This window comes from Frankia sp. RB5, assembly GCF_059816245.1.
This window is the reverse complement of sequence record NZ_JCBATA010000080.1, coordinates 24,580-36,301: the sequence shown is the minus strand read 5'-3', so window position 1 is coordinate 36,301 and position 11,722 is coordinate 24,580. Positions and strand designations below refer to the sequence as shown.

Below are 11,722 nucleotides of genomic sequence, written 5' to 3'. Positions count from 1 at the left end.
TCACCGATTTCACTGCCTCCTCGCGGAACTCCGGGGAGAATTTCCTGCGACGTTCAGCCATGTGGCACACACTCCATTCCGTGCACAGTCTATTAGATCGACTGCCCGGAATTCTCGGGGCGCCTCAGGTGTGGGGCGTGGCGACCGCGGTGATGGCGGTGCGGTCAGGTGAAGATCCGGTCCAGGTGGCGGTCGAGCAGGGATTGGGCTGTTTCGGGCGTGTAGAGGCCGATGAGGAGCGGGCCTACCAGGCCGTGCGCGAGCCAGAACAAGGATGCGGCTTCCTGCTCGGCGTCGACGTCCGGGCGTGTGTGACCGCTGTGCTGGGCGGCGCGCAGACGCTCTGTGAAGACGTCGAGCAGGCCCCGCAAGCCTTGGCGGAGGGCCAGCGCGTAGGCGGGGGTTACGGCCGCTCGGGAGTAGAACGCGACGGAGACGCCGGCTTCGGCCCGGCTGTCCTCGTTGGTGGGTAGCAGTTCAGCCAGGACCGCGCGGGCGACGTCGCGGGGGGTTGGGTTCGGCAGGCGGGCGAGACGGGCCTGTAGCCGACCGGCGACTCGATCGCGCATGTGGTCGAGCGCGAACAGCAGCATCTCGTCCTTGCTGCGGAAGTAGTGCTGGACCATCCCCATCGACACCCCGGCCTCGGCGGCGACGTCGCGCAGGCTGACGGCCTCGACTCCGCGGGTGGCGGTCACCCGGAACACCGCCTCCGCGATGCTGCGACGCCGCTCGAGCGGGTCCACCCGCTTCGGCACCGACACCTCCTTTGGCAATGCGACTGCATTGCATCAGCAGTCCGCCGCTCTTAGCATGTCAGGTGCATTGCCAAGAGCGCGAGGGCGATCACGGCAGCGCCAGGCCCTCACGAGGAGCGGAGACCCTGTGACCATTTCCTTCGCCCACAACGGCGACGTGAGGATCGCGTACGAGACGTTCGGACCGCCCGACGGAGAACCGCTGCTGCTGGTCATGGGGCTGACCTTCCAGATGATCTGGTGGCCGGACGAGTTCTGCCGGCAGCTCGCCGAGCGGGGCTTCGCCGTCGCTCGTTTCGACAACCGCGACGCCGGCCTGTCGACCCACTTCACCTCCCCGCCCCGAACGACCATCAGGACCCTGCTCGGGAAGGGAGGCGGCCCGGCCTACCGGGCCGACGACATGGTCGACGACGCGGTCGCCGTCATGGACGCCCTTTGCTGGGAGTCCGCCCACCTGCTCGGCGAGTCGTTGGGCGCCACGTTTGCGCAGCTCGTGGCGATTCGGCATCCGGACCGGGTCCGCAGCCTCGTGTCCGCGATGGCCGGCGGGACCGGTGGCGCGATCAGCAACCTGCGCAACCTGAAGATCGGCACCCTGCTGCGGCTGGCCCGCAAGCGGTACGACGACACCCGCGAAGGCGGCGTGCAGCGACTGGTCGACACCTATCTGATCATGTGCTCCACGGCGCACCCGATCGACGAGGAGTGGGTGCGCAAGACCGCGGAGGAGTCCTGGGACCGCGACCATGATCCCGGCGCGACCCAGCGTCAGCTGGCCGCGAGCCGCACCGCCGGTGACGTCCGCGCCCAGCTGCGCCGGCTGCGGGTACCAACCCTGGTGATCCACGGCCAGGATGATCCCTGGATTCGGCTCCACGCCGCCCGCACCCTTACCAGGACGATCCCCGACGCCCGATTGATCACCTATCCGGACATGGGTCACGAGTTCCCCCAGCATCTGTGGGCCACCATCGCCCGTGACGTCTGGGAGGCGACTCAGCCGGCGGCGTCCGCGCCAACCTCCGAACAGCGGCAGCGCAGAACGCGCCGCGGATAACCTCGGTGCCCATACCCGCCTGACGGCCGATCGGCCGCCGTCGCGCGATCCCCTCCACGATGGCCACAATGTGGTCTTGATGTTGCCTTGCCCGATCGCGCGGGTGTCGCGAAGGGAAGCGATCGGCGTCGTGGCTAACCTCGCGTCCGCGAGGCGACCGATTTGTCGATCGATGCTGCGGTACACGGGGATGGCGCCGAAACCGCCGAGCCGGTTCTCTCGCTGCGGCTGGTCGACGGCAGCGAGGTGCGCCGGCCCCTGCGGCTGGTGCGGGCTCGCGAAGTGGTGGCGGCGGTGCCGTGGCGCGCGACGCGCAGTGCCCCGGTCGGATGCCGCCGCCGTGTCCCACCGCGGTCGGCCTGGGGGCCGGCAGGTCGCAGGTCGTCCTGTCTTGGACCTGCGGCGTCGCGGATTGGGACATCGATGGCACTGCCCAAGATGTGATGCTCGCAACCGCGACGCGCAACATAGTCGGGCGCGGCAATGTCGATGTCGCCGCCGCGGGGTGGCGAGGAGGAACGTGGGCGAGTTCGATGACCTGACCCGTCTGGATCTTGTCGGTCCATTGCTGGCTGACGCGGTCGGGGATGATGCGTGGCGGGGGGTCGAGGCGCGGTTGATCGCGGGTGGAAAATCGAATCTGACCTTCGAGTTGGTGAGTGCCGCCGGCTCAATGGTGCTGCGGCGCCCGCCGTCGGGGCACATTCTGCGCGGGGCGCACGACATGAGTCGTGAGGCGCGGGTGCAGAAAGCCCTCATGGGCACCGACGTGCCGGTGGCACGGATCCTGCTCGCGTTCGACGAGAGCGGGCCACTTCAGGTGCCGTTCTACGTGATGCAGAAGGTCGAGGGGCACGCGATCCGCGACACTCTTCCGCCCGGGTACGCCGAGGACGGGGCCGGTCGGGTCGCGATCGCGGATGCGCTGGTCGACACTCTGGTCGAGCTGCACGCAGTCGACCCGGACGCGGTTGGGCTCGGTGACTTCGGCCGTCGGCAGGGGTTCATGGCCCGGCAGGTGCGGACGTGGACGCGCCAGTGGGAGGCGAGCAAGACAGCCGAGGTCGAAGCGGTGAGCGAGCTCGCGCGGCGGCTGGCGGCGTACTTGTTCGCCGAGCCGGCCCGTCCGTCGGTCGTGCACGGCGACTATCGGCTGGACAACGTGCTCATGCACCCGAGCGATCCCAGCTGCCTGCGGGCGGTGCTGGACTGGGAGCTGTCGACCCTGGGTGACCCGCTGGCAGACCTGGGGATGCTCCTTTTCTATTGGACGCAGCCGGGGGAACCGGTGCCGATTCTCACCCCGGCACTTACGGCCGAGGCGGGTTTCCCGGACCGTGCGTACCTCACCGAACGGTACGCGCGGCGCAGCGGAGCCGACCTTTCTGACCTGCCCGCCTACGTGGCCTACGCGCATTTCAAGTTCGCGGCGATCGCGCAGGGGATAGCGGCGCGGACGGCGGCCGGGGTGATGGCCGGGCAGGATTTCGGTGACCTCTCCCTTGAGGTGGAACGGATCGCGACCGAGGGTCTCAGCATGTGGCGAGGATGAGGGAGCGGTCATGGACTTCGAACTGTCACCCCAGGCGGTGGACGCCTGCGGGCGGATGTGGGATTTCATGCGCGAGGAGATCTTCCCCGCGGAGCCGGTGTGGCAGACGTGGCTGCGTGAGCACGGGGAGCACAGCCATCCGCCGGTGATGGAGGAGCTGAAGGCGTCGGCGCGCAAACGCGGCCTGTGGAATCTGTTCCTGCCGGCGTGGTCGGGGATGTCGAATCTGGAGTACGCACCGGTGGCGGAGATCTCCGGCTGGTCGCCGGTGATCGCCCCGGAGGCGATGAACTGCCAGGCCCCCGACACCGGCAACATGGAGACCTTGGCGCTGTTCGGCAGCGAGGAGCAGAAGGCCCGTTGGCTGGAGCCCCTGAAGGAGGGGCGGATCCGGTCGGCGTTCGCGATGACGGAGCCGGCGGTGGCGTCGTCGGACGCGACGAACATCCAGACGTCGATCGTCCGCGACGGTGACGAGTACGTCGTGAATGGCCGGAAGTGGTGGATCACGGGTGTTGCGGACGAGCGGTGCGAGATCTTCATCGTGATGGGCCGCACGGATCCGGCCGCTGCCACGCATCGCCAGCAGTCGATGGTCCTGGTGCCGCGGACGACGCCGGGTGTCACGATCGTCCGGCATCTGCCGCTGTTCGGTTATCAGGACCAGCACGGGCATTCCGAGATCCTGTTCGAGGATGCCCGGGTGCCGGCGGAGAACCTGCTGGCGGGCGAGGGCGAGGGGTTCGCGATCGCGCAGGCCCGGCTGGGGCCGGGGCGGATCCACCACGCGATGCGCGCGATCGGGATGGCAGAGCGGGCGCTGACGCTGATGGTCGAGCGGGCGAAGAACCGCACGGCGTTCGGGGGCGCGTTGGCCGACCAGGGTGTCGTGCAGGATCTGATCGCCCGTTCCCGGATCGAGATCGATCAGGTTCGGCTTTACGTCATCAGGACCGCCTGGCTGATCGACCGGGTTGGTGCCCGTGGTGCCGCGACCGAGATCGCCGGGATCAAGGTCGCCGCCCCGGCGGTGGCGACCGCGGTGATCGACCGCGCGATCGAGGTGCATGGCGGTGCCGGGGTCAGTGATGACACGCCGTTGGCATATTTCTATGCCTGGGCGCGCGCGCTGCGCATCGTTGACGGCCCGGATGCCGTCCATCGCCGTACCATCGCCCGCCGTGAGCTGCGCGCCGAACGGCCCTACAGCGGCTGAGGCAGCGCGGTGTAGGAGAGCCTCACAAGCCGACGAGGACACCAACCTGTGGACGGTCGGCACCGACACCGGCGAGACCGTCACCGCGACATATCTGATCACCGGTGTGGGTCTGCTCTCCGCCCCGAACCTCCCCCCGATCAAGGGCCTCGACACGTTTCAGGGCGAGCTGGTCCACACAGCCAGGTGGCCGGGGGCGGGAGTAGATTTCGCGGGAAAGCGTGTCGGCCTCGTCGGCACCGGGTCGACTGGAATCCAGATCCTGCCCGAGCTGTTGACGCCGCGCGGATATCCGTACGGGGCCAAGCGGCCGCCGGCGGGCACCGGCTACTACGAGACCTTCAACCGTGACAACGTCACGCTGATCGACGTCAGCGATGACGCCATCGAGGAGATCACCCCGACCGGGCTGCGGACCGGCACCCGGCGGTTCGATCTTGACGTCATCATCTTCGCCACGGGTTTCGACGCGTCGACCGGTTCATTCACCCGGATCGACATCCGCGGGCGTGGCGGCAGGGCGCTCGCGGACAAATGGCGGGACGGACCGGTGACGAACCTCGGATTCAGCACCGCCGGTTTCCCGAACCTGTTCATGATCACAGGTCCGCTCAGTCCGTTCGCCAACATTCCGACCTGTATCGAGGAGACCGTCGATTGGATTTTCGACGCGATCAGCTACCTGCGCGAGAACGGCTTGACCTCCTTCGAAGCCGCCGAGAGTGGTGAGAGGCAGTGGGCGGAGCATGTCACCGCCGTCGCGAATATGATCTCCGCGGGGAAGGGTGAAGCGGTGAACATCTGGTTCGCCGGTGCCAACATCGAGGGCAAGCCCCGGGCTATCAACGTCTACTTCGGCGGCGCGAACGCGTACTTCGACGCCTGCCGGGCGGCGGCCGCCAAGTCGTATGAGCGGTTCGTCCTGAGCTGAACACGCCCGCACCACCACGCCGGCCGCCGGCCCTGACGGGACCGGCGGCCAGCGCGTTCGTAGCGGATCTGGAGGGCTTGGGCGGGCGAAGCCGCGAACGATGGGTCAGGTTTTGGGCATGCGGGTCAGGCTGCGAGTCCGGCGTGGTGGATGAGCTGGTTGATGGCGGTGCGGTGCGTGGCCCATACGGCGCCACCATTGCGCACGGGTACCTGACCCTGTCGCTGGTACGGCGGCTCACCGATGGCCTCGGGCGGGCTGGGACATTCGAGCGGGCGAGGAACTCCGTCACTGCCCGGCGATGGCCGAGGTCCGCGCATAGGTCCGCTTGAGCAGCGGCCGGTCGATCTTGTTCGTGGCCGTGCGCGGGATCGCGTCCACGATCTCGATCCGACGCGGCCGCTGCAGCCCGCGCAGATTGGGCTCCGCGTCGCAGTAGGCCGCGATGTCCTGTGCGGTGACGCCCGGGCGGCTGGGGACGACGATGGCCGTCACCTGGTTCGACAGCCGTTCGTGCGGGGTACCGATGACGGCGACCTCGGCGATGAGCGGGCACGCCGCGAGGTGGCCCTCCACCATCTGCGGGAAGACGTTCTCGCCGCCGCTGATGATCAGGTCGTCGGTGCGGTCGACGTAGTACAGGTAGCCATCGGGAGCCTGCCGCACGAGGTCGCTGGTGCGGAACCATCCGTCGGTGAACTTGCTCGCGTTCGTCTCCGGGAGCTGCCAGTACCCGGGCGTAACGGCATCGCCACGCACCCACAGTTCACCGACCTCACCGGCGGATGCGTCCTCCGGCTGTTCGCTGGAGGTCCTTATCACGCGGATCTGCACGATCTGTTCGAGCGGCCGGCCGAGCGATCCTTCTCGACGGGCCTCGTGCGGAGGTTCGGTGATGGAGAGTCCGCTCTGCTCCGTCTGCCCGTAGATGTTCACCGGGACGATGCCGGTGACGTCCGTCAATGCCTTGAGCCGGCTCTGCGGCAGCGCCGAGCCGCCGATGGCGCAGACCCGGACCGAGTTCAGGGGAAAGGGTTTGCCGCCCAGCTCGTTCACAATGTCGATCATCATTGCGGGAACCAGCGCCATGAACGTGGGACGCAGTTTCGCCGCGTCCTCGAGCCACTCCCGCACCTTCCAGCGGCGCAGAGTCACCTCCCCTCCGGTGAGCAGTGTTGGCAGGGAGATGAGCTGAAGTCCACCGACGTGGAACAGGGGTGTGCTGACCAGGGCGTGGTCCCGCTCGGTCAGCTCCCACACGTCGATTGCGGCCTCGCTCACCGCGACTGTGTTCCGATGCGTCTGCCGGACACCCTTGGGGTTTCCGGTGGAGCCGCTCGTGTACATCAGCACCGCGTCATGCGTATCGAAACGGGGAACGACATCCGTGCGGGTGGGTAGGGAAAGGACTTCGTCCCACGTCACGGTGGAGCCTGCGCCTTCGGCCCGGCCGACGGACACCACGCGGTCCTCGGCGGGCAGTCCCCGCAGCGCGTCGCGAAGGCGCGGGACGTCGTCGGCCGGCGTGAATATCCATCTCACGTCCGCGTCGAGCGTCGCGTGGCGGATCGCCGCCGGGTGCGACAGGTAGTTGTAAGGAACGAGGACACAGCCGGCCTGCCAGATTCCCATCATGGCGACGAGCCATTCCAGCTGGTTGTGCATGAGGATGCCGACCCGCTGGCCCGGTTCGACGCCGTTCTGGCGCAGCCAGTTCGCCACGCGTCCGGCTTGGTCGAGGAAGTCGGCGTAGGTGGTCTCGACGCCGTCGTGGCGGATGGCGACACGGTGCGGGGTCCGTAAGCCGACGCGGCGCAGAGCAATAGCGATATTCACGATCAAGTCCTTAGGTGTGGGTCTGTCACCCACCGTCTTGGCCCGTATCAGCTCCGCGGCAGGCGAAGGACGCGTTCCGCGATGTAGCTCAGAATCGACTCGTTGTTGATGGGTGCGATCTGCAGGACACGGATCATCGGCCAGAGCGTGACGACATCGGTCTCGTACACGAAAGCCGACCCACCGTGGGTCTGAATGGCCGCCTCGACGGCGCTCAGGGCGGCGCGGCTCCCGAGCAGCTTCGCCATGTTGGCCTGCGCGCCCGCGTCCCGGCCGTCGTCATAGCCCGCGGCCGCCGAATAGGTGACCTGCCGGGCGGCCTCCATCTCCGCCATGGCGAGGGCGAGCGGGTGCGCCACCGCCTGGTTCGCCCCGATCGGTTTCCCGAAGGGCGCCCGTTCCTTGGCGTATCCGACCGCCTTCCCCAGCGCGTAGTTGCCGAGCCCGAGAGCCCACGCGGCTATCGTCACCCGCTCCTGGTTCAGGCACGACAGGAGATAGTCGAAACCGAGCCCCTCCTGCCCGATCAAGGCATGGGAGGGGACCTCCACGTCGTCGAAGAAAATCTCGTACTGGTTCTCGGGTGCGTACCACTCGATGTCGAGACGGTTGAGCGCGATGCCGGGCGTCGCGAGGTCGACGATGAACAGGCCGAATCCCGAGCGCCGGGTCAGCGGCTCGCCGGCCGGCGCGGTGCGGGCGAGCAGCAGAATGTGGTCGGCCTGATCGGCGCCGGAGATGAACACCTTCTGGCCGTTGATGCGGTAGCCGTCGGTGCTGGGTCGCGCGGTGGTGCGCAGCGCGAAGGAGTTCGTGCCCGCCTCCGGCTCGGTGATGCCGAAGCAGATTTTGCGGTCCCCACTGATGGTCGGGATCACATGGTCCTTGATCTGCTGCTCGGATCCGTACCGGCGGATCGCCTCGCGGGAGAACGACGTCAGCGAGTACAGCAGCGGCGGGATACCGGCGCGGGCGAGGGCCTCCATCACCGCGGTGTTGCCGGTGAGACCGCCGCCGGCACCCCCCAGTTCCTCGGGAACGCCGATCGCCAGCAGATCGGCCTCGACCAGCGCGTCCCACAGTTCGCCGGCGTGGCCCTGCTCGCGGGCTCGACGCAGGAACATCGACCTCGGGAACGCGGCCAGCACCCCGTCCACGGCCTGGAACACGGACTCGACGAGTTCGACACTTTCAGCCCGGACGGTCGGTGGCAGATCGGCAGTCATGACAGTTCTCCTGTCAGCGGTTCTCGTAGCGCGGGGTGCGCTTGTCGATGAAGGCGGCCGGGCCTTCGCGGGCATCGCGGGAGGCCAGAACACGGGCGTTCAGGGCGCTTTCGAGCCCGAAGCGTTGTTCGTTGGCCCAGGCGCGCACCGCGATCTCCTTCGCGGTGCGGATCGCGATCGGCGCGTTGCCGGCGATGGTCTCGGCCAGCTGGATCGCCCGCGGCAGCACCTTGTCCGGTGCGACGACCTCCCCGATCAGCCCGATCCGGCGGGCTTCGTCCGCGTCGACGGTCTCGCCGGTGAGCAGCAGCTGCATGGCGTTCGGCCAGCTGATCTGCTGGGGGAGCCGCACGTGGGTGCCGGCACCGGGTACCAGGCCCCACCGCACCTCCGGCAGGCCGAACACGGCCCGGTCGGAGGCGACTCGGACGTCGGTGCCGAGAAGAAGTTCGAGGCCCCCGGCCAGGCACAGGCCGTTCACCGCCGCCACCACCGGTTTGTAGAAGTCGGAGAAGAACCGCTTCGTCGGGTCGGGGATGAGCACGTCGACTTCTCCGGCGGTGAGGCGCGGAATCAGCTCACCGAGGTCGCCACCCGCGGAGAAGGCACGTGACCCCGCACCTGTCAGGACCAGGACGCGAAGGTCGTCGTCGGCGTTCACCTCGCGCACGATGGCGGCCAGCCGGGCCAGCATGGCCACCGTCAGCGCGTTGTGAGCCTGCGGCCGGTCCAGCGTGACGAGGGCGACGTGGCCGCGCCGTTCCAGAGTCACGCCCCCTGGCCTGACCTGCTGCGCGGTCATCGTTCCCCCTCGGGCTCGTGTCGACGTCCCGAACGCTAGGGGCTCAGCGCCCTCGGTCGGTGTTGCACTGTGGTACAGCCTGCGGCCGAGAACCGGACGCGGCCGTCCCGACCTGGTACGCCGGGTGGGGCTGTCCCGATGTGGGACGCCGGACGCGCCAGTCGCCGGCGGACAGTGCGCCCAGGTGTGCCGGCAGCGAGGAGCGACGGATGGGACAGGCGCGGGACCTCGTCGATCAGGTGGCGCTGGTGACGGGCGCAGGGTCGGGGATCGGGGCCGCGACGGTGCGTCGACTCGCCGGGCGCGGGGCACGTGTCGTCGTCGCCGACATCGACGTCGGGGCCGCCTCGGCCCGCGCCGCCGAGGTGGGTGGCCTCGCGGTGCCGGTCGACGTCTCGGATCCGGACTCCGTTCAGGCGATGGTGAGCGCCGCGGTGGCGGTCTCGGGGCGGCTGGACATCGCCGTGAACAACGCCGGTATCGGTGTGCCGGTCAAGAAGCCGGTGGGGGACATGTCGCCGGACGACTGGCACCGGGTCATGCGGGTGAACGCCGACGGGGTCTTCTACTGCCTGCAGGCGGAACTGGCGGTGATGCAGGAGGCCGGGCGTGGCGTGGTCGTCAACGTCGCCTCGGTGATGGGCGTCGTGGGGACACCCGGCGGGGCTGCCTACGTCGCGTCGAAGCACGCCGTGGTGGGCCTGACGAAGGCGGCGGCACTCGACTACGCCGCGAGCGGCATCCGCGTCAACGCCGTCGGGCCGGGCTTCGTCGACACGCCGTTGCTCGCCCGCCAGGACGCCGCCACCCGTGCGCGTACCGAGGCGGCGCATCCGGTGGGCCGCCTGGCCAGCGCGGACGAGGTCGCCGCGGTCGTGGAGTTCCTGCTCTCGCCGAGCGCGTCGTTCGTGACCGGCGCCCTGTACACGGTCGACGGCGGCTACACCGTCGGGTGAGCCGCAGGTGCCCTGAGCTGCATCTATCGGGCGCCAGCGGTTCCCGCTGACCTGTAATCGGACACCCGAACATCTGCATGCGCCGTGATTGTGCTCCCAAGCATCGGCGTGGAGGCCGGTCACTTCAGGGCTCGGCAGGGCCGTGCCTGCGCAGCGCCTGGCGCGCCGCACCAGAGGAGACGAACATGAGACATCGGGCGAGGACCGCCACCTGCTTACTCGCGGCATCGGTCGCCATCCTGACCGCCGCGTGCGGCAGTAGCGGTAGTTCCGGGGGGTCCGCCGCCGGTGACGTCCTGAAGATCACCTACATCGCCGACACCTCCGGCCCGGGTGCCTTCTACGGCAAGGACTACGTCGCCGGGGCCGAGTACGCGGTCGACCAGGTGAACGCCGAGGGTGGCGTCGGCGGGCGAACACTCGACCTCGAGGTCGTCGACTCCGCCTCCGACCAGCAGACCGCGGTCGGCGCCATGACCAAGGCCGTGAAGTCGGACTCTTCCGCCGTCATGTACGCCCTGCTGAGCCAGAACGCGCTCGCGATGGCCCCGATCGCCCAGCGGTCGAAGGTGCCGTTCATCGTCGGCCAGTCGGGCGTTGACGGGATCGCTGAGGCCGGCGACTACGTCTACCGCACGACCACGTCCGAGGGGCGCTTCTACGAGGCGATGCTCTCGACCCTGCACGACCAGGGCGCGTCGTCCACGGCCATTCTGTACGCGAGCGACAACCCGACGGCCGTGACGAACGCGACCAAGACCATTCCGGCGATCGCCGAGAAGCTCGGCATGACGATCACCGAGACCGTTCCGGTCAAGACGGCCGACACCGACTACTCGCAGCCGGCGTCGCGCATCGCCGACAGCTCGCCGGATGTGGTCGCCGACCTGACCTTCGGCCCGGCGGTCACCACGTCGATCCAGGCACTGCGGGAAGCCGGCTTCGACGGCCCGCTCTACGGCACGTCGGCTCTCGGCGCCGGTGCGCTCAAGCCCGCCGGTGCCGCGGCCAAGGACACCTACTACCCGTCGGTGTTCATCCCGTCGCCGAAGCTGCCATGGGCCTCGGGCACGTCGTTCCTGTCCGAATACCAGAAGGCGACCGGTTCGGCGCCGTCGTTCTCCGCGGCCGGTGGACACGACCAGGTGATGTTCCTGGTGGCCGCGTTGCAGGAGATCGGCGAGGGTGACGTCACCCGCGAGAGCGTCAAGGACGCCCTCGCCTCCGTCGCCGGCAAGGGGTTCGTCGGAGCAACCGGGGACCCCGTGCGGTTCGTCGACCGGGCAGCCGTGACGCCGGGAGTGCTCGTGCGCTGGGACGGCGAAGCGGAGACCGTCGCGCCGGACCAGCCCTCGCCGCTGCTGGCCGCCTACACCGGCTGAGGC

Annotated in this window: 10 protein-coding genes; 6 read left to right on the top strand and 4 right to left on the bottom strand. The window is 68.9% G+C overall.

The window, feature by feature from the left end:
• Positions 1-164: 164 nt before the first annotated feature.
• A complete protein-coding gene (locus tag AC6EXY_RS29400; protein ID WP_207770498.1) occupies positions 165-758 on the bottom strand; it encodes a TetR/AcrR family transcriptional regulator in 594 nt (197 codons plus the stop codon).
• A gap of 127 nt (positions 759-885) precedes the next feature.
• Between AC6EXY_RS29400 and AC6EXY_RS29395 the strand changes: the two genes are divergently transcribed.
• The 4 genes from AC6EXY_RS29395 to AC6EXY_RS29380 all read left to right on the top strand — a co-directional run bounded on the left by AC6EXY_RS29395 (position 886) and on the right by AC6EXY_RS29380 (position 5,517).
• On the top strand, positions 886-1,818 hold the full coding sequence (locus tag AC6EXY_RS29395) for an alpha/beta fold hydrolase (RefSeq protein WP_165818586.1): 933 nt from the start codon (positions 886-888) through the stop codon (positions 1,816-1,818).
• Between the two features lie 520 nt (positions 1,819-2,338).
• Positions 2,339-3,370 (top strand): phosphotransferase family protein, encoded by a 1,032-nt coding sequence (locus AC6EXY_RS29390; protein WP_101834003.1) that lies wholly within the window; start codon positions 2,339-2,341, stop codon positions 3,368-3,370.
• A 10-nt stretch (positions 3,371-3,380) separates the two neighbouring features.
• Positions 3,381-4,586: an acyl-CoA dehydrogenase family protein gene (locus tag AC6EXY_RS29385; protein ID WP_101834001.1), complete on the top strand. Its 1,206-nt coding sequence runs from the start codon at positions 3,381-3,383 to the stop codon at positions 4,584-4,586.
• Complete coding sequence (locus AC6EXY_RS29380) at positions 4,552-5,517, top strand: flavin-containing monooxygenase (protein WP_499842438.1); 966 nt, start codon at positions 4,552-4,554, stop codon at positions 5,515-5,517. Before AC6EXY_RS29385 ends, AC6EXY_RS29380 begins: the two co-directional genes overlap by 35 nt.
• A gap of 288 nt (positions 5,518-5,805) precedes the next feature.
• On the opposite strand, the gene AC6EXY_RS29375 is transcribed toward AC6EXY_RS29380, so the two are convergent.
• From AC6EXY_RS29375 to AC6EXY_RS29365, 3 genes are read right to left on the bottom strand one after another with little or no spacing between them, the layout of a single operon-like run.
• Positions 5,806-7,386, bottom strand: coding sequence for a class I adenylate-forming enzyme family protein (locus AC6EXY_RS29375; protein ID WP_499818568.1), 1,581 nt, complete (start codon positions 7,384-7,386; stop codon positions 5,806-5,808).
• A gap of 14 nt (positions 7,387-7,400) precedes the next feature.
• Positions 7,401-8,579 (bottom strand): acyl-CoA dehydrogenase family protein, encoded by a 1,179-nt coding sequence (locus AC6EXY_RS29370; protein WP_101833997.1) that lies wholly within the window; start codon positions 8,577-8,579, stop codon positions 7,401-7,403.
• Between the two features lie 13 nt (positions 8,580-8,592).
• On the bottom strand, positions 8,593-9,381 hold the full coding sequence (locus AC6EXY_RS29365; RefSeq protein WP_101833995.1) for an enoyl-CoA hydratase/isomerase family protein: 789 nt from the start codon (positions 9,379-9,381) through the stop codon (positions 8,593-8,595).
• A 209-nt stretch (positions 9,382-9,590) separates the two neighbouring features.
• On the opposite strand from AC6EXY_RS29365, the gene AC6EXY_RS29360 reads away from it, so the two are divergent.
• Positions 9,591-10,337, top strand: a complete 747-nt coding sequence (locus AC6EXY_RS29360; protein WP_101833993.1) for an SDR family NAD(P)-dependent oxidoreductase — start codon at positions 9,591-9,593, stop codon at positions 10,335-10,337.
• Positions 10,338-10,522: 185 nt separating this feature from the next.
• A complete protein-coding gene (locus AC6EXY_RS29355) occupies positions 10,523-11,719 on the top strand; it encodes an ABC transporter substrate-binding protein (protein ID WP_165818585.1) in 1,197 nt (398 codons plus the stop codon).
• Positions 11,720-11,722 lie beyond the last annotated feature (3 nt).

Bases quoted from the DNA above. Each gene is read 5' to 3' on its own strand.
- AC6EXY_RS29385 (WP_101834001.1), top strand. From the start codon at position 3,381: ATGGACTTCGAACTGTCACCCCAGGCGGTGGACGCCTGCGGGCGGATG.
- AC6EXY_RS29365 (WP_101833995.1), bottom strand. From the start codon at position 9,381: ATGACCGCGCAGCAGGTCAGGCCAGGGGGCGTGACTCTGGAACGGCGC.
- AC6EXY_RS29370 (WP_101833997.1), bottom strand. From the start codon at position 8,579: ATGACTGCCGATCTGCCACCGACCGTCCGGGCTGAAAGTGTCGAACTC.
- AC6EXY_RS29355 (WP_165818585.1), top strand. From the start codon at position 10,523: ATGAGACATCGGGCGAGGACCGCCACCTGCTTACTCGCGGCATCGGTC.
- AC6EXY_RS29360 (WP_101833993.1), top strand. From the start codon at position 9,591: ATGGGACAGGCGCGGGACCTCGTCGATCAGGTGGCGCTGGTGACGGGC.